Raw genomic sequence first — 15,146 nt, 5'->3', positions numbered from 1 at the left:
CGCCGGTGCGGGCGCGGGTGCCGGGAGCGCTGACGGCGCTGGAGCCCGCTCCGGGTGGCGGTCTGGTGCGGTTCGCGCGTTCGGAGTTGTACGTGCGGGTGACGGTGCGTGGGGCGCTCTTCCTGGGCTGGGACGGTGCCGCGCCGATGCCGTCGTACGCCTTGTCGGGTGCGGAGGCTGTGGCGCCGGACGAGCGGGTCGTGCTGGAGCCGGACACGGAGGGCGGGGTGCGGCTCGTCTCGGAGCGGCTCGGGCTGGCGGTGGCGCGGGACGGCACCGTGGAGGTGCGCACGCCTGGTGGTGTGGTGCTGCGCAGGCAGTCGCCGCCACGGTGGTGGGAGACGGCGGGGGCGGTGCGGGGCGGGGGGCGCTGGGTCTCTCGGGCCGAGGTGGCGGCCGACGCCGTGTTCCTGGGCGCGGGGCGAAACGGGGCGGTCCTGGCGGAGGGCGCGTACACGGTGGGCGGGGTGCGGCCCGGGCTGCGGATGCCGGTGCAGGTGGTGCAGGCGGACGCGGGGTGTCATCTCGTCTTCCACGACGCGGAGGAGGAGGGGGAATGGCTGCTGCGGCCCGGCTGGGAGGGCGCGGGTTCGGGGCACGACCGGGCGGGGGTCGCGGAACTGCGGATGAGCGGTGGCCCGGTGCGGTCCTGGGTGGTGGTCGGCTCGCCGCAGCGGCTCGCCTACGGCTGGGCGTCGTTGACGGGGGCTCCGGTGCCGCCGCCCGGGGAGGCGCTCGGCGGCGGTGGGCGGGAGATCGTGCGGGTACGGGGCGGGGGCGGGCCCGGCGCGCCGGAGAATCAGCCGGCCGCGGGGCGGGGGCGATGGCTCGGCGGGGACGCGGGGTGGGCGCGGTGGTTCGGCGGGAGTGCGGACCGGGATGCGGGTTCCGGGGTGCCGGTGTGGACGGAGTCGGAGGTGCGGGCGCGGGAGGGTGAGCGGTACGTGGGTCTCGCCGGTCAGGGACGGAACGGCTTCGTTCACTCGTTCGAAGGAATGGGTGGCGTTCTGGAACTGTGCAGGGCCCGGGCTGTGTTCAACTCATTGCGCGGGGCCTTTCCGGGTGAGCGGCCCTTGCAGTTGGCGGCGGGCGTGTGGGCGGGGCAGCAGCGGTACGGCGGGGTGTGTTTGCCGGGCCCCGAGGTGGGCGACTGGGCGGAGTTGCCGCGCACGGTGGAACGGGTGCTCGGGCTGGGACTGTGCGGGGTGCCGTTCTGCGGGCCGGGGGTGCCGGAGGTGGGTGGCGGTGTGCGGGATTCGGGTGGAGGGGAGGTGGGGGCGTTCGCGGCGCGGGCATCCGCGAGGCGGGGTTCGAAAGTGCGGGGATCGAAGGTGCGGGCGTCCGGGGGGCAGGGCCCGAAAGGGCGGGCGCGGGACGAGCGGGCGTTGGCAGAGGGGGCGGAGTGGGTGGTGCGCTGGGAGCAGTTGACGCTGTGGCTGCCGTGGGGCGGCGGGACTGAAGGAGAGGGTGCGGAAGGGCCGGGGCCGGGCGGGCGCGAGCGGTGGGGGCCCTATTGGACGACGCTGGCGAGGCATGCGGGCTTGTGGGGTGGTCCATGGGTGCGCCCGGTGTGGTGGTTCACGCCGGAGGACCGGGCGCTGCGCGGGGTGGGTGACGCCTTTCTGGTGGGCGAGGCGCTGTTGGTGGCGCCGGTGTGCGAGCCGGGGGCGCGGAGCAGGCGGGTGCGGCTGCCGAAGGGGCAGTGGTACGACACGGTGACGGAGGAGGTGTACGAGGGCGAGAGCACTGTCGAGCTGGCGGCGCCGCTCGACCGGGTTCCGGTGCTGGTCCGTGCGGGAGCGGTGGTCCCGGTGCGGGAGGCGGGCGGGACAGTCCTGGAGGTGTGGGCGCCGCTGCCGGAGAGCGGGCCGGGGGCGGGGCTGTACATCCCAGACGAGGGTGAGGGCTGGTCGCCTCCCCTCGTGGAGCGGTACACGAGCAGGCTGGGGACCGACGGGGAGGTGGTCGTGGAGCGGAGCGGAGGGCCCGGCGCGGGGCCGGGCGGAGTGAAAGGTGCGGGGCGGCCTGTGCGGGTGAGGGGAAGGGGAGCTGCGGAGGCGGTGGGGCCGTTGTGAGCGCGCGGCGGGATGGGGCCGGTGTGAGCGGAAGCGTGGCCCAAGGGCCGGTGTGCGCGGGGCGTGAGGGGGCCGGTGTGCGCGCATAGCGTGAGAGGGCCGGTGTGCGCGCGGGGCGTTACTGGTAGCGGCCCTCGAACCAGGCTTTGACGGCGAGGGTGTGGAGGGGAAAGCCGAGGCGGGCCGGTTCGCGCAGGATGTGGCGGCCGTCGGTCTCGTCGGTGGGGACGGAGCTGGGGAGTTCGGCGGCGGGGCGGGTCGGCAGGACGCCGAAGAGGAGGAGGTGGCCGTCGGGGGAGCTGAGGGCATCGGCGAGGCGGACGTCCCGCGCTTCCGCGTCGATGCCGGTCTCCTCGCGGAGTTCGCGCACGACGGCGTGGCGCCAGTCCTCGGCGTGGTCGACGAAGCCGCCGGGGAGTGCCACCGTGCCCTTGGCGGGTGCGATGGCGCGTGTGATGACGACGAGTCCGGTGCCGGCGCGGTCGTAGACGGGCTGGAGGGCGACCGCGACCGGCAGCGGGTTGCCGTAGGCGGTGGCTCCGCAGGCGGGACAGGTGCGGGGCCAGGAGCGGGCCTCGGCGTAGGGGGCTCCGCAGCTCGAACAGTGCGAGTAGGGCTGCGGACCGGCGGGGGCCGGGGCATCGGCGGAGCCGTCGGGGTGGGAGTGGGTCCGGGACACGCGCGGACTTTATCCGATCCCTGGGGTGAGGGTGACAGGGGAAGGGTCCAGGAGAGCGCCGGGAGGTGAGGAGCGGTCAGGGGCTGGAGGTCAGGGAGCTGCGGGAGACGGGGAAGTCGAAGTAGGTGTCGGGGTACTGCTCGGGCTGGTGGGTGAAGTGCCACCACTCCTCGGGGAGGTTGGTGAAGCCCTCGTGTTCCAGGGTGGTGGTGAGGAGTTCGCGGTGGGCGCGCTGGACGCCGGTGATCCGCGGGTCGTCGGTGTGGGCGAGGGTGTCGAAGCAGTCGAAGCCGGTGCCGGTGTCGACGGCCATGTCGGGGAAGCGCTCGGCCTTGGGGCCGTAGCAGGAGGTGAGGGTTTCGCCGGGAACGTAGGGGCGGGTGGGCTGTGCGGGGAGGCGGACGAAGCTGAGGTCGAGGGTGGAGCCGCGGCTGTGGCCGGACTTCTCCGCGATGTAACCGTCGGCGAAGAGGCGGGTCTTGTCGACGCGCGGGTAGAACTCCGCCTTCATGCGCTGGTCCGTGAGGTCTTCGGCCCAGCGGACGAAGTGGTCGACCGATCACTCACCATAGGGCGGGAACGCCGCGCTAGCCTCACATCATGCCAATTCCTGCTTCATACCTGCACCTTGAGACAAAAGGACAGGTGATTGCATATCTCTACGCCCGTCAGTCGCGTGACCCGCTCGGCCGATCTCGCAGCACCGAGGACCAGGTCTCCGATGGGCGCGACACGTGCGCGAAGCTCTGTTGGACGGTTGACCGCGTATTCAAGGACGCCGGCGCCTCGGCCACTCGTTTCCGACGCAAAGAGCGTGACGACTTCGAAGCTTTGCTGGAGGCCCTCCCCACTGCGCAGGCCACCGTCTTGGTGGCGCCGGACGCCTCGCGGATGTACCGGGACCTGGCGGAGTACGTGCGTCTCCGCGATGCCCTCGAAGCATCCGGTGTGCTTCTCTGCTACGGCGGCATGGTGTTCGACATGGCCAACAAGGACGACCGCCGCATCACAGCGCAGGACGCTGTCGCAGCCGAAGATGAAGGCGAGTCCATTCGGGCCCGAAACCTCCGGACGGCCCGCCGGTCTCTGGAACAGGGCGCCCCTCGGGGCGCAGTGCCGTTCGGCCACCGTCGACGGTACGACCCTGACACCGGCGAGCTGATCGGGCAGGAGCCAGACCCTACTCAAGGACCTCTGCTCATTCGGATGTTCGAGATGGTGGACAGCGGCGTCTCTCTGTACCGGGTGGCGATCTGGCTTGAAGACCAGGGTGAGTCGGCTCGTCACCGGTCTGGGATCGCGTGGGACGCTTCGCGAGTGCGGGTGGTCATGATCAATCCGTCCCACATCGGTATCCGGCACTCCAAGGGGCAGCTGATCGGCAAGGCCGCGTGGGAGGCCGTGGTGCCCGAGGAGCTTTACCACCGCGTGGTCGCCAAGCTCCGCGACCCATCCCGTCGAATGCAGCGCGATTCGAGGGTGAAGCATCTCCTCTCCCGCATCGGGCGCTGCGGCGAGTGCGGAGCGCTGCTGAAGGCCAAGAAGGCCCCGCAGCGCGATCGATCAGTGCCGTACTACGAGTGCGCAGGGCTGCGCGACACCGCCCTGCCCGAGGCATGGCTCGACGCCTACGTCGAGGAGGCGCTGTTCAGTTGGCTGCGCAAGCCAGCTGCCGCGAAGGCGCTTACTCCTGACAGGACAGCTGTTGCAGAAGGCTGCGCTGCCGCACAGAAACGGCTGGCGGCCTACGAGCTGCAACTCACGCAGGCACGGGAGCTGTCCCAGCAGTTCACCAAGGAAGGGGAGCCACTGCTGTCGGCCGTCTCACTGTCAGGCGTCGAGCAGACCCTCCTCCCGCTGATCGCCGCTGAGCGAGACGTGATCGCTGGAAGTCAGGAGGAGGCCCCCACCGCCATCAAGGAGCTCTTGGAGGCCCCCGACCCAGAGACGGTCTGGGAGTGGCTGAAGCTGGACCAGAAGCGCGAAGTCATCCGGACCGTGGTGAACGTCCACCTCCACAAGGCGTCACGTCGTGGGGTCCGCGGCATCGAGCCCGGGCGAATCCGGCTGACGTTCATCGGCGAGCCCGGCTTCACGCCCCGCCCCAGCACTCGCCGCGATCCGGGACGGCGAGGCGTCGACGGGCCGAGCAGGGTCCGCCGCTCCGCTCCAAGCCTGCACCCAGTTCCCAAGCGATAGCAGGCCCTGTAGCTGTGCTGTCATCTCCTCCACCGCTTGGGCGGTGATGTGCCCCTCGGCAACGAGCCAGGTGAAGTGGCCGTCTTGCTCGACGGCCACGGCCGCTCGGCCTCCTGGCAGGCTCGGGACGATCTGCATGTGCACGGTGGGCGGCACGGGCTCTGGCATGTCGGTGGGTTCCCCCTCTTTCGGCGCTCGCACCCGGGCGCCGTGCCCCCGCGTGCGCCGTTTAGGTGGTTGATCCCGACAATGCCACAGCGAGTCATGAATGCGGAATGATCAGCTCAAGATGAGGAATAGTGTGATGATTACGCTTCAGTCCTGATGTCGAGCTCGCCGCCGCGCGAACATCTCGGCGATCTCTGCAAGCTCCTGCCTGTCCTGCCGCGTCAGCCCTAGCTCTCCGATTTTCGCGGCGAGCACCCGCACCGAGGAGTCCGTACTCCACTCCACGCGATACCCGAAGTACTGGGCCGAGGCGGCCTCTTGCAGATCGCGGAGGGGTACGCCGAGGACGGACTGAAGCGCCTTCAGTACCTCCTTGCTGGGCGCCCGCGTTGGCTCGCCGCGCTCCAGCTTGCCGATCCAGCCGACCGACACGGTGGTGCCAGACTCGGGATCGAGCGCCCGCTCGGCCACGTCCTCCATGGACAGCTTCAGCGCCTTGCGCTGCTTTCGGACGAGATCTGCTAGCTCCTGGGCCATGTGGTTCCTCTGTGACGTGTGGGTCTCGTGGTGTCTACGAGACATACGAGGCTTGCCCCCGTCTGGGCTGGTCAGCCGCCGAGTCTGCCTGCACTGCCGCCCCAGTGTCTACGAAGGTCGATATCGGCCGTGTCTGCCCGATTCGACAGCCAGCGTGAGCACGCAGCGAACGGACAGCGACACAGAGCGCACGAAATCTCTATGTACGTAGACGTCACGTCTACGTACGTGTATTTTTCTCTCGTGATCCTGGCCTCACGAGCAGAAAGAGGTGACCTGTGCCCTCTCTCACACCCCCCACCCGAATGCGCCTGGTAGACCCGGAGTTGCTGCGGCGCCTGATGTCCCGTACCGGCACCGGACGCGAGATCAGCGTCCGCGAGCTGGCGCGCGAAGCGGGCGTCCACCCGGCCGCGATCGGTTTCCTGCGGACCGGCGAGCGCTCCACCGCATCGCGCACCGTCGCGGTCGCGATCGCACGGCGACTCGGCGTCGACGAATTGGTCCTCTGGGAGCCGCTGGGCCGGTCCGTGTCCGAGGAATCCGTGTCCACCTCGGTCGCGCGGATCGCCGCGTGACCCCGGCCGAGCGTCGCCGCGCGCTTCTCGGGGATGCCGTGGTGGAGGAGATCGCCGCGCGCGTCGACGCCGCCCCGGCCCCGCCCGAGGAAGTGATCATCGCGCTCCGCCGCATCCTCGCGCCGACACCGCTCCAGGCCCCGGCCCGCCCGATCCGCCGCAAGCGGCCCGCGCCCGTCGACCTTCCGGACGCCGCCTGACATGAAACGGGGCTGCCTGGACCCTGGCCGGTCCGCGACAGCCCCTTGACGCCACCCACCCCACTGACATGGAAGAAGAGGAAGCGTCGTGACCCAGATTAGCCACGACTTCGCCGGCCGGTACGCCGCCCGGCGGCAGATCGAGAGCGCATTCGAGCATGCGAAGGAGACCTTCGACCTGCCCACCGCCGGAGTCACCGTGACGCACGACAGCGTCTACGTGACCGTCGCCACCGCCGAGGACCTGCTCCCCTGGCTCCACGAGCGGGGCGGCCTCATCGCCACGACCGCGAGCGACGCGGGCGTCGAGCTGTGGACGCTCACCACCAGCGTCCCGCGCACCGACGGCGCCGAGATCCCCGTGCGGGTGTCCGTGCCGGTCTGCGCGCAGGCCGTGCACGACATCGTCGAAGAGGTGCGGATCGCGACCGCGGCTTCCCCTGCCGCACGGGTCGACGCACTGCTGCGCGGGCCGTGGCAGGCGCGCGGACTCGTCTCGACCGAGATCGTCAGCCCGACCGAACTCGCCGTCATCGCGCACCCCCTGAGCGACGAGGCATGGGACTGGTGGTACCAGACCCTGTCCGTGAGCGAGGACACCGAAGACGGGCCGCTCGTCACCGGGGTCGGCCGCGTCGGCCCCGTCGTCGTCCGCTTCACCGGCCAGAGCGACAGCCTCGCCACGGGGAGGGCCGCCTGATGAAGACCCCCACGAACACCGCCGCCGTCACCGGGCCGTTCCGCATCTACGTGCGTCAGACCCCGGTCGGCGCCAAGCTCGACGTCAGCCACTACCTCAACGTCGTGCTGCGCGGCCTCGCGCAGGTGGCCGCCGAGGACCCCGAGGGCTTCGTCGAAGAGCTGACCGACCTGGCCGCGCTCGACGCCCAGGCGACGCGCGAAGGCAAGGACTCGCACGCCCAGCACGAGCTGGACGACCGACTCGACCACCTGATCGCGGAGGTCGCGGACGACGGCTCCCTGCCGCTGTCCGGCAAGGCCGTGCACGGCCTGATCGACCGTCTCGCTCAGATCGAAGTACTGACGCCCCGTCCCATCCCGGCCGCACAGGCGGAGAGCGGGGTGGCGGCATGAGCGACGCCCCCCAGCACGACCCGCGTACGTGCTCGCACTGCGCGCGTCTGCGGCACCCGGCCGGCGCCCGCATCCGTCGCGCCCTCATCACCGCACTGCCTGCCGCCCGGAAGGGGGACGACCGATGAGTACCAGCTTCGCCAAGGACGCGGCAGCCGCCGTGATCCACGAAGCGATGAAGACCGGGCGCACTCCCTTCGGGATCGCGGTCGCGCTCGACCGCGCCGGGATGCTCTGCACCCCGCCCGGTCTCGGTGAAGAGCCGTCCACGGCCGAGCGCCGCGCGCTGCTCCTCACCACGATCCGCAACAAGGGCGGCGAGTGGACGCCGCGCCGCGCCGCCCGCGAGTACAGCCGTCTTGGGCTCCCCGGCCTTCTGCGCGCCACCATCCGCGCCGACTTCGCCGCCCTTTCCCGGGCCGGGCATCTCACGCTCCACGAGGCCCCCAACCGCAGGCACTACACCCGTACGGAGAGTTCACGATGACCGGACCCGAGCACTACCGCGAGGCCGAACGACTCCTCGCCGACGCGCGCCACGAGGGACCGGACGGCGTCGCCTACATCCGGCCCGAGAACATCGCCGCCGCGCAGGTGCACGCCACCCTCGCCCAGGCCGCCGCGACCGCCATGCAGGCCGCCGTCGAAGGGAGCGAGCCCGGCATGAGCAGCCAGGAGTTCACCGCCTGGTACGACGCAGCGGGCGTCAAGCCGCAGAAGGACGGTGCGCTGTGACCACGGCCCGAGCCGCGCTGTACAGCGCCATCATGGTCGGACAGCAGCACTCGCCGGATACCTCCGAGCGAGCGTCTGCCCTCCTCGACGCCTTCGCCGCCGAGGCCCGCACCGGCCCGTTCACCGTGTACCGCGCCGCGCACGAGGCGATCGTCATGGGCCTCTACACGACCGCCGAGGCCGCCCGCGCCCACTGCGAGGACGCCTTCGACGCCAACGTGCCCGGCCTCACTTTCGCCTGGATCGAGGACGAGGAAGACGGCACCGCCGAGCTCGCGGCCGCGTTCGCCGTAGGCGAGCGCCCGACCGGCTACGTCGTCACCACCCTGACCGCCGAGGCCGCGTACGACCCGGAGGCCGACGCCTGATGACCACCACCACCCAGCGCGCCGGGGCCACGGCCCCGGCCGCCGGGCGGCGCCGCAAGGCCGCCGCCCCCGCGCCCACGGGCGCGGACCGTATCCCGAAGCCGTCCCAGGGCTGGTACCGCGACCCGGTGACCGGCGAGAAGTACCGGCGCGTCACCACGATCCTGGAGAAGGGCTGCGCGAAGGGCGACGCCCTCACCTTCTGGGCCGCCAACCTGACCGCCGAGCTGGCGCTCGACCGGCTTCCGTACCTCGTCTCCAGCTCTCTGCGCGAGGAGACGCGCGCGGAGGCGTACGACTGGCTGCGCCGCGCCCACGTCCGGAAGAAGGACGAGCGCGCGGACGCCGGGTCGGCCGTGCACAAGCTCGTGGAGGCGCACGTGCTCGGCGCGCCCGTACCCGAAGAGCTGCTGGAAGACGACGACCTGGCGCCGTTCCTGACGAACTTCTTGCAGTTTGTCGACGAGTGGGACGTGCAGTTCGAGGCGTCCGAGATGGTCGTCGGCAACCCGGAGGACGGGTGGGCGGGCACGCTCGACTACCTCCTGCGCTCCCCGAAGATCGCCGCCGCCCTCTCCGCCCGCTACGGCGTTGAGATCGCGCCCGACGCGGTCCTCGCCGGGGACACGAAGACCGGTGGCGAGCTGGGCATCAAGGGCGTCTACCCGGAGGCGTCGCTCCAGATGGGCGCGTACCGCCGCGCCACGATCGCGTGGCTGCGCGACGGGGCGACCGTCCCGATGCCGCGCGTCGCCCCGTACGGGGTCGCACTTCACCTGCGCCCCGAGGGCTACCGGCTCATCCCGGTTGCCATCGGTGACGAGGTGTACGCGGCTTTCCGCGTGATGCAGCAGGCCGCTGACTGGGCGTCCGGCCTGTCCAAGCACGTCATCGGCGACGCCCTCACCCTGCCCGCACCGCCCGTACGCGACACCGTCCCCACTCACGAAGAGGTGGCAGTCTGATGCCGATCCTTGACCTTCAGCAGCGTGTCCGGCAGCTCGGCGAGATCCGTATCGGCCACGTCGTCCAGACGGGCCGCACTCGCCGCGACGGGAAGCCGCTCACGCGCCCCGCGAAGCTGAACCGCTTCCGCTTCACCTCCCCCTCGCGGGAGATCCTGGCCGATGTCGCCGACCTGTACGGCGGTGAGGTCCAGCCGTGGACGCCCGCGAACGGCGGGCCGAGCGAGTACGAGGTGTACTCGAAGGCCGACCGGCTGCCCGTGCTCATCCCGCCGCGCGACGCCGTGTCGCAGTGGTACGAGCTGTGGTCCGGGTCGAAGTGCCAGCGAAGGTGCGACGGCGTGACGGAGCACAAGCGCGACCGCAAGTGCCTGTGCGACCCCGAAGACCGCGAGTGCAAGATCACGACCCGTGTGAACGTGATGTTGCGCGACGTACCGGCGCTCGGGCAGTGGCTCCTCGTCAGCAAGGGGTTCTACGCCGGGATCACCCTCCCGCCCGCCGCCGAGCTGCTGTCCAAGACCGGCGGGTACGTGGACGGCTGGCTCGGCATGGAAGAGCGCATGGTGATGCGCGAGGAGGGGCCCGCGCGGTTCATGGTGCCCACGCTGGACGTCACCGTGACCCCGATCGCGCTGATGACCGGGCAGGTCACGCTCGGCGCCGGAGCGGTCCCGGCCGGGCCGGAGCGCGTTGCAATCGCCAGCGGGCGCCCGGACTACGCCGCGCTCGCCTCCGTCGCCACCACCAGCGCCGAGGTGGGCGAGCTGTGGCGCCAGGCGGTCCGCGCCGGGCACATGGACCCCGACCTGGAGAAGCTGCTCAGCGCGCGGGGCTCCGCGCTCGCCGCGACCGAGGCGCAGGACACCGCCGGGGAGGAGCCCTCGCCGCCGGGTGAAGAGCCCGCCCCCGAGTTCGAGGACGAGGCGCCCGCCGAGGAGATCACCGAGGCGGAGATCGTCGAGGACGACGACGAGCGCGACGGCGTGTGGTTCCAGATCATCGCCGCCGCCGGGCCGCTGGGCTGGACCACCACCAAGGTGGAGCAGCGGTTCGTCTCGGAGCACGGCCGCGCCCCGGGCGCGGCCACGGTCGCCGAGCTGCGGGCCTTCCTCACCCACGTCCGGAAGCAGGGCCGGTGACGGCCTGGCACACCGGGCGGCTTGCCGCCTTCGACCTGGAGACCACCGGCGTCGATGTCGAGACTGCTCGCATCGTCACCGCGTGCGTCGCCCAGGTCGGGGGCGGCGCCCTCCCCGAGACCCGTTCGTGGCTCGCGGACCCCGGCGTCGAGATCCCCGACGAGGCCGCCGCCGTGCACGGCATCACCACCGACCGTGCCCGCGCCGAGGGCAGGCCGGCCGTGGAGGTCGTGGAGGAGATCACGGCCCTGCTCCACTCCTGTCTCCTCGTCGGGGCCCCGGTCGTCGCGATGAACGCGCGCTACGACCTCACCCTCCTCGACCGCGAGTGCCGCCGCCACGAGCGGCCCACGCTCGCCGACCGCCTCGGCGGCACCGTGCGGCCCGTCCTGGACCCGCTCGTCCTGGACAGGCAGGTCGACCGCTACCGGCGCGGGAAGCGGACGCTGACCGCGCTCGCAGAGCACTACCGCGTGCCGCTCGACGGCGCGCATGACGCGATGGCCGATGCCGTGGCCGCCGCGCGGATCGTGTGGCGGCTCGGGCACTCCCTGCCGCGCCTGGCCGCGATGTCCCTGGACGAGCTGCATGACGCGCAGATCGAGTGGGCCGAGTCGCAGGCGGTGTCGCTCGCGGCCCACTTCCGTGAGCGCGGGGAGACCGTCAAGGCGGCTGGTGTCCGCCCGGAGTGGCCGCTGATCCCCGCTCCGCGCGACGGCGGGGGCGCGTGATGGCGGGGAGCGCGCCGGAGCGTTCGTGGTGGCGCTGGATCACCGGCGTCACCCCGAGCGAAGACCTCGTCCCCGGGCCGTCGCTCGCGGACCTCTACCGGTGGGCGGTCGCGGAGCGCGACCGGCTCATCGAGGAGAACGCCGGGCTGCGCGCGCGGCTCGCGGAGCGCGACGGCGACGTCGCCGCGCTGGAGGCGGAGGCCCGTACGCGGCACGAGCAGATGAAGGACCTGGTGGCGGAGCTACACGCGGCCACGCCCCCTCAGAGCCACATCAATTTTTTGACCTGGAAGGACAGTTGATATGGGATACATCACCCGCGTGACGGGCGAGCTGCACATCACGCCGCCGCTGAGGTGGCGGGAGATCCGCGCGAGCGAGTACGCGCCGGGCGAGCCGCATCGGCATGACCTCGTACTCCTTGTCCGCGAGAAGACCGTGCAGAGCGAGGAAGGGCCCATCCTGCGCCGCACCGCGCACGGCCTGGCCCTCCGCCCCATCGACGAGTACCGCGCCTACACGCTCGTCAAGGACGTCCAGGCGGCCATCGACGCACACCCCGGCCACACCTTCACCGGCTACCTGAGCTGCGAGGGCGAAGAGGCAGGCGACCTGTGGCGGGTGGTCATCAAGGACGGCCGCGCCGTAGCGGTCCGGCCCCGGATCGCGTGGCCCGACGAGGAAGAGACCGACGCGTGAGCACTCCCCTCTTCCACGCCGCGTCCGCCGCCTTGGGCTCCGAGCCCGGGGCGGCGGCCCCCGCCGGCCTGCCCACGGCCGACGAGATCGCCGCTGCGCTCGACCGCGCCGTACACCCAACCCGGTACGTGATCACCCTGCCCGCCGGGCTCCCCCTCCTCAACTCCAACCAGCGCACGCACCACCACGACAAGCGCCGGCTGACGAAGCGCCTGCGCGAGGCGGCAACGGAGGCCGTGCAGGAGTGCCCGTCGCTCCTCGACGCCCTCGCCGCCGCCAGGCCCGGACCGCTCTTCGAGCGCGCTCACGTCCTCGGCATCCTGCGGCCCGCGACCCGCCGCCGCGCCGACCCCGCGAACTGGTACCCCAGCTTCAAGGCAGTCATCGACGGCCTGGTGGACGCCGGGCTCCTGGACGACGACGACCACACCCGCCTCGTCGGCCCCGACATGCGTCTCGGCACGCCCGTGAAGGGCGCACAGCTCGCCCTCATCATCCGCGGCCTCGCTCCCGGCGAGCAGTGGCCTGACCTCGACGTGAAGGGAATCGCAGCATGACCATGACCGCCCCCAGGCCGCTGATCATCGGCGTCTGCCCGCGCCTGTCCGCCACCGGCTACGCCGGGGAGGGGTGGACGGCGTACGCCCAGGCGAAGAAGGTCACGGGCCAGCACCGTCTCTCCTACCTCCTCGCGCAGACCATGAGCTACGTGCGCCGCGCGGACCTGGTCGCCCTGGAAGGGCCGGACACCCGCACGGGCCACTGGGACGAGGAAGTCGCGGGGCTGCGCATCATGATCCAGCAGGAGCTGTGGAGGCGTGGCATCCCGTGCGCGGTGGTGCCCGCCGCCGCCGTCGCCCGGTACGCGGCCGGCCGTTCTCACGCCGCGCGCGGCGAGATCCGCTCCGCCGTACGCGAGCGGTACCGGATGGAGCCTGAGGGCCCCGCGCGGTACGTGATGTCGTCGGCCGTCGCGCTGTGGGCCATGGCCGAGCACCACTACGTCACGCCGCCCGCTCCCGTCGAAGGCTGGCACGCGCGCGCCCTCTCGCTGGTGCACTGGCCCACCCTCCCTCCCCGGGACACCAGCGGGATCGTCCCCGCGCAGGCCGCGTGAGCGCCCCCGTCCCCGCCCCGCGCCCACGCGAGGGGCGCCGGGGCCCGCTCTCCGTCTACACGTACGCGCGTGACACCCCCGAGAACGTGCGGCGCGCCGCCGCGCTCCACGTCGCTGACCGCGCCCACAGCCCGCAGGACGCCAGGCAGCTCCTCGCGATGCTCGGCCTCACCCCCACGACCTGAAGGAACCCCCGTCGTGCCTCTTTCCTCTTTCCTCTCCCGCCTCTTCGGCGCATCCCCGCAGCAGCCGGCCGCCGACCCCACGCCCTCGGGGACGGTCACCCTCTCCAAGGGCGGCTCCACGGGCATCAGCCTCCGCAAGGACGCCGGGCGCACCGTCGACGTGCACCTGGACTGGGACGGCGGGAACGGGGACCGCCGCGCTCGCGGCGCCGACCTGGAGCTGTACGTCCTGGCCATCCCCCGCGACGCCGTCGTCCCCTTCGGCACGCCGCCGAGCGAGGCGACCGCGGTCTACTACCGGCAGCTCGGCTCCCTCGACGCCCCGCCGTACGTCCGGCACCACGGAGACAGCCGCACCCCAGGCCGCGAGTCCGTCACTATCGGCCACCTCGACCAGCAGGGCTACGCCCTGGTCTGCGCGTACAGCGCCGTCAGCAACGGCATCGGGTCCTTCCGGTCGTACGGGGCGCGCGTCACCCTCACCGACCACGAGGCCCAGACCGTCCACGTCCCCCTCTACAAGCGCAGCGCATTCTCCTACTGGGCTGCGATCGCCTTGATCGACTTCACCGGCCCCGCCGTCGAGATCCGCCAGGTCGAGAAGTACGGCGCGGCGCACGCCGAGTCCCGGCCCGTCCTCCTCAGCGACGGCCGTATCCGCATGAACGCGGGCCCGATCGAATTCAAGTAGCCACCCGGGGGCCGCTGTTGTGCAGCAGCGGCCCCACCACTCCACCCCGGAAAGGGCCCCCACACCATGCCTACCCTCACCGCCGCCGACTCCCCCGAGGTCAAGCTCGACGCCTCCGCCGGGCTCATCGAGGCGAGCCTGACCCGCGCCCAGCGCCGCCAGCTCTTCGAGTCCCCCGGCTCCACGGTCGTCGCGATCGTCGAGCTGACCTCCGTCACCTACACCGGGCATGCCGACACCGAGGACAAAGCTCCGCAGGTGAAGGTTCGCGTCACCGGCTGCGAGGTCGCGCCCGACGCCGCCGACGAAGCCGCGCTCCAGGAGGCGCGCCGCGCGATGTACCGGCGCCGCCGCATGGACGGCACGCTCGACGAGGTCGGCAGCGGCCCGCAGGGCGCCGCCTCCGTCGTCCACGACGCTTTCGCCGCGCACCCGGACGAGAACGAGTTCCGCGCTCACCAGCGCGCCGTCGAGGACCGCCGCCGCGCCGAGTTCGTGCGCTGATGGCCCGCAGCATCGCCATGAGCGCCGACGCGAAGGTGTACCGCGCGGTCGTCACCATCACCGACCGCGACGGCACCACGCGCCAGGGCTGCGAAGGCCCGTACGACAGTCCGGGCGCCGCGCGCGCCCGCGTCACCTTCTGGACCAACTACCACGCCGACTACAACGAAGGCTTGCCCACCGGCACCAGCCGCGCCACCGGCCACGTCGAAGAGGGCACCGTCTCCTGGAGGCCCCTGTGAACTTTCGGTTCGTCGGCGCCGAGCGCGCCGCCGCACACAAGCGCGCCACCGACCTCTACGTACGCGACGGTCTCGGGCTCCGCACCGTCGCCCAGCAGCTCGGCGTCAGCTTCGGGCTCGCCCGCCGCCTCCTTCTGGAGGCCGGCGTGGAACTCCGCCCGCGCGGCCGTCACCGTCCCGGCTGATCGAACCTCTTCCCGTCCCGGGCGCGGCCCGTTCAGGCCGCGCCCTCCTCC

23 protein-coding genes and 1 pseudogene are annotated in these 15,146 nt (G+C 72.0%); 21 read left to right on the top strand and 3 right to left on the bottom strand.

The annotated features are described in order from the left end of the window. On the top strand, positions 1-2,075 hold a 2,075-nt coding region (locus G3I42_RS16935; RefSeq protein WP_239096504.1), incomplete at its 5' end, for a TIM-barrel domain-containing protein. Positions 2,076-2,193: 118 nt separating this feature from the next. Here the strand turns inward: G3I42_RS16935 and G3I42_RS16930 are convergent. Both G3I42_RS16930 and G3I42_RS16925 read right to left on the bottom strand, forming a co-directional pair. Then, the gene (locus G3I42_RS16930) at positions 2,194-2,754 is read right to left on the bottom strand and encodes an NUDIX domain-containing protein (protein ID WP_164286844.1); all 561 of its coding nucleotides are present in this window, start codon (positions 2,752-2,754) and stop codon (positions 2,194-2,196) included. 76 nt (positions 2,755-2,830) lie between these two features. Then, a pseudogene (locus tag G3I42_RS16925) lies at positions 2,831-3,313 on the bottom strand (M15 family metallopeptidase); the annotation flags it as partial. A gap of 41 nt (positions 3,314-3,354) precedes the next feature. On the opposite strand from G3I42_RS16925, the gene G3I42_RS16920 reads away from it, so the two are divergent. Then, positions 3,355-4,953: a recombinase family protein gene (locus tag G3I42_RS16920; RefSeq protein WP_164286840.1), complete on the top strand. Its 1,599-nt coding sequence runs from the start codon at positions 3,355-3,357 to the stop codon at positions 4,951-4,953. 315 nt (positions 4,954-5,268) lie between these two features. Here G3I42_RS16920 and G3I42_RS16915 read toward each other — a convergent pair whose 3' ends face one another. Next, positions 5,269-5,658 carry a helix-turn-helix transcriptional regulator gene (locus tag G3I42_RS16915; protein WP_164286837.1) on the bottom strand — a complete coding sequence of 130 codons (390 nt, stop codon included), beginning with the start codon at positions 5,656-5,658 and terminating at the stop codon, positions 5,269-5,271. Positions 5,659-5,963: 305 nt separating this feature from the next. On the opposite strand from G3I42_RS16915, the gene G3I42_RS16910 reads away from it, so the two are divergent. The 19 genes from G3I42_RS16910 to G3I42_RS16820 all read left to right on the top strand — a co-directional run bounded on the left by G3I42_RS16910 (position 5,964) and on the right by G3I42_RS16820 (position 15,095). After that, entirely contained in the window at positions 5,964-6,236 is a 273-nt protein-coding gene (locus tag G3I42_RS16910) for a helix-turn-helix transcriptional regulator (protein ID WP_106429387.1), read from the top strand. Beyond that, entirely contained in the window at positions 6,233-6,436 is a 204-nt protein-coding gene (locus G3I42_RS16905) for a hypothetical protein (RefSeq protein ID WP_164286835.1), read from the top strand. Before G3I42_RS16910 ends, G3I42_RS16905 begins: the two co-directional genes overlap by 4 nt. Positions 6,437-6,524: 88 nt before the next feature. Continuing rightward, positions 6,525-7,136, top strand: coding sequence for a hypothetical protein (locus G3I42_RS16900; RefSeq protein ID WP_164286833.1), 612 nt, complete (start codon positions 6,525-6,527; stop codon positions 7,134-7,136). Further along, complete coding sequence (locus G3I42_RS16895) at positions 7,136-7,531, top strand: hypothetical protein (RefSeq protein ID WP_164286831.1); 396 nt, start codon at positions 7,136-7,138, stop codon at positions 7,529-7,531. Before G3I42_RS16900 ends, G3I42_RS16895 begins: the two co-directional genes overlap by 1 nt. A gap of 124 nt (positions 7,532-7,655) precedes the next feature. Beyond that, positions 7,656-8,018, top strand: coding sequence for a hypothetical protein (locus G3I42_RS16890; protein ID WP_164286830.1), 363 nt, complete (start codon positions 7,656-7,658; stop codon positions 8,016-8,018). Next, positions 8,015-8,266 (top strand): hypothetical protein, encoded by a 252-nt coding sequence (locus G3I42_RS16885; protein ID WP_164286828.1) that lies wholly within the window; start codon positions 8,015-8,017, stop codon positions 8,264-8,266. Before G3I42_RS16890 ends, G3I42_RS16885 begins: the two co-directional genes overlap by 4 nt. Continuing rightward, positions 8,263-8,634 (top strand): hypothetical protein, encoded by a 372-nt coding sequence (locus tag G3I42_RS16880; RefSeq protein ID WP_164286826.1) that lies wholly within the window; start codon positions 8,263-8,265, stop codon positions 8,632-8,634. The genes G3I42_RS16885 and G3I42_RS16880 overlap by 4 nt, the downstream gene beginning before the upstream one ends. Continuing rightward, positions 8,634-9,599: a hypothetical protein gene (locus tag G3I42_RS16875; protein WP_203606915.1), complete on the top strand. Its 966-nt coding sequence runs from the start codon at positions 8,634-8,636 to the stop codon at positions 9,597-9,599. The genes G3I42_RS16880 and G3I42_RS16875 overlap by 1 nt, the downstream gene beginning before the upstream one ends. Beyond that, complete coding sequence (locus G3I42_RS16870; protein WP_164286824.1) at positions 9,599-10,741, top strand: hypothetical protein; 1,143 nt, start codon at positions 9,599-9,601, stop codon at positions 10,739-10,741. Before G3I42_RS16875 ends, G3I42_RS16870 begins: the two co-directional genes overlap by 1 nt. Next, a complete protein-coding gene (locus G3I42_RS16865) occupies positions 10,738-11,472 on the top strand; it encodes an exonuclease domain-containing protein (RefSeq protein ID WP_164286822.1) in 735 nt (244 codons plus the stop codon). The genes G3I42_RS16870 and G3I42_RS16865 overlap by 4 nt, the downstream gene beginning before the upstream one ends. After that, positions 11,472-11,774 carry a YjbH domain-containing protein gene (locus G3I42_RS16860; RefSeq protein ID WP_164286820.1) on the top strand — a complete coding sequence of 101 codons (303 nt, stop codon included), beginning with the start codon at positions 11,472-11,474 and terminating at the stop codon, positions 11,772-11,774. The genes G3I42_RS16865 and G3I42_RS16860 overlap by 1 nt, the downstream gene beginning before the upstream one ends. 1 nt (position 11,775) lies before the next feature. Next, positions 11,776-12,171 carry a DUF6205 family protein gene (locus tag G3I42_RS16855; protein ID WP_164286818.1) on the top strand — a complete coding sequence of 132 codons (396 nt, stop codon included), beginning with the start codon at positions 11,776-11,778 and terminating at the stop codon, positions 12,169-12,171. Continuing rightward, the gene (locus G3I42_RS16850) at positions 12,168-12,728 is read left to right on the top strand and encodes a hypothetical protein (RefSeq protein WP_164286816.1); all 561 of its coding nucleotides are present in this window, start codon (positions 12,168-12,170) and stop codon (positions 12,726-12,728) included. Before G3I42_RS16855 ends, G3I42_RS16850 begins: the two co-directional genes overlap by 4 nt. Then, entirely contained in the window at positions 12,725-13,288 is a 564-nt protein-coding gene (locus G3I42_RS16845; protein WP_164286815.1) for a hypothetical protein, read from the top strand. Before G3I42_RS16850 ends, G3I42_RS16845 begins: the two co-directional genes overlap by 4 nt. After that, positions 13,285-13,473 (top strand): hypothetical protein, encoded by a 189-nt coding sequence (locus G3I42_RS16840; protein ID WP_164286813.1) that lies wholly within the window; start codon positions 13,285-13,287, stop codon positions 13,471-13,473. The genes G3I42_RS16845 and G3I42_RS16840 overlap by 4 nt, the downstream gene beginning before the upstream one ends. A gap of 13 nt (positions 13,474-13,486) precedes the next feature. Further along, on the top strand, positions 13,487-14,164 hold the full coding sequence (locus G3I42_RS16835; protein ID WP_164286812.1) for a TerD family protein: 678 nt from the start codon (positions 13,487-13,489) through the stop codon (positions 14,162-14,164). 66 nt (positions 14,165-14,230) lie between these two features. Beyond that, the gene (locus tag G3I42_RS16830) at positions 14,231-14,668 is read left to right on the top strand and encodes a hypothetical protein (RefSeq protein ID WP_164286810.1); all 438 of its coding nucleotides are present in this window, start codon (positions 14,231-14,233) and stop codon (positions 14,666-14,668) included. After that, a complete protein-coding gene (locus tag G3I42_RS16825; RefSeq protein WP_164286808.1) occupies positions 14,668-14,910 on the top strand; it encodes a hypothetical protein in 243 nt (80 codons plus the stop codon). The genes G3I42_RS16830 and G3I42_RS16825 overlap by 1 nt, the downstream gene beginning before the upstream one ends. After that, positions 14,907-15,095, top strand: coding sequence for a hypothetical protein (locus tag G3I42_RS16820; RefSeq protein ID WP_164286806.1), 189 nt, complete (start codon positions 14,907-14,909; stop codon positions 15,093-15,095). Before G3I42_RS16825 ends, G3I42_RS16820 begins: the two co-directional genes overlap by 4 nt. Positions 15,096-15,146 lie beyond the last annotated feature (51 nt).

The organism is Streptomyces sp. SID11385 (assembly GCF_010548245.1).
GTDB lineage: Bacteria > Actinomycetota > Actinomycetes > Streptomycetales > Streptomycetaceae > Streptomyces.
Note: the sequence above shows the minus strand (reverse complement) of the source record. Positions and strands in the feature narration are given on the sequence as shown.

What these genes read in the sequence shown, in the direction of transcription:
- G3I42_RS16875 (WP_203606915.1), top strand. Translation starts at nt 8,634, where the DNA reads ATGACCACCACCACCCAGCGCGCCGGGGCCACGGCCCCGGCCGCCGGG.
- G3I42_RS16910 (WP_106429387.1), top strand. Translation starts at nt 5,964, where the DNA reads ATGCGCCTGGTAGACCCGGAGTTGCTGCGGCGCCTGATGTCCCGTACC.
- G3I42_RS16920 (WP_164286840.1), top strand. Translation starts at nt 3,355, where the DNA reads ATGCCAATTCCTGCTTCATACCTGCACCTTGAGACAAAAGGACAGGTG.
- G3I42_RS16855 (WP_164286818.1), top strand. Translation starts at nt 11,776, where the DNA reads ATGGGATACATCACCCGCGTGACGGGCGAGCTGCACATCACGCCGCCG.
- G3I42_RS16830 (WP_164286810.1), top strand. Translation starts at nt 14,231, where the DNA reads ATGCCTACCCTCACCGCCGCCGACTCCCCCGAGGTCAAGCTCGACGCC.
- G3I42_RS16895 (WP_164286831.1), top strand. Translation starts at nt 7,136, where the DNA reads ATGAAGACCCCCACGAACACCGCCGCCGTCACCGGGCCGTTCCGCATC.
- G3I42_RS16825 (WP_164286808.1), top strand. Translation starts at nt 14,668, where the DNA reads ATGGCCCGCAGCATCGCCATGAGCGCCGACGCGAAGGTGTACCGCGCG.
- G3I42_RS16890 (WP_164286830.1), top strand. Translation starts at nt 7,656, where the DNA reads ATGAGTACCAGCTTCGCCAAGGACGCGGCAGCCGCCGTGATCCACGAA.
- G3I42_RS16885 (WP_164286828.1), top strand. Translation starts at nt 8,015, where the DNA reads ATGACCGGACCCGAGCACTACCGCGAGGCCGAACGACTCCTCGCCGAC.
- G3I42_RS16845 (WP_164286815.1), top strand. Translation starts at nt 12,725, where the DNA reads ATGACCATGACCGCCCCCAGGCCGCTGATCATCGGCGTCTGCCCGCGC.
- G3I42_RS16870 (WP_164286824.1), top strand. Translation starts at nt 9,599, where the DNA reads ATGCCGATCCTTGACCTTCAGCAGCGTGTCCGGCAGCTCGGCGAGATC.
- G3I42_RS16915 (WP_164286837.1), bottom strand. Translation starts at nt 5,658, where the DNA reads ATGGCCCAGGAGCTAGCAGATCTCGTCCGAAAGCAGCGCAAGGCGCTG.
- G3I42_RS16860 (WP_164286820.1), top strand. Translation starts at nt 11,472, where the DNA reads ATGGCGGGGAGCGCGCCGGAGCGTTCGTGGTGGCGCTGGATCACCGGC.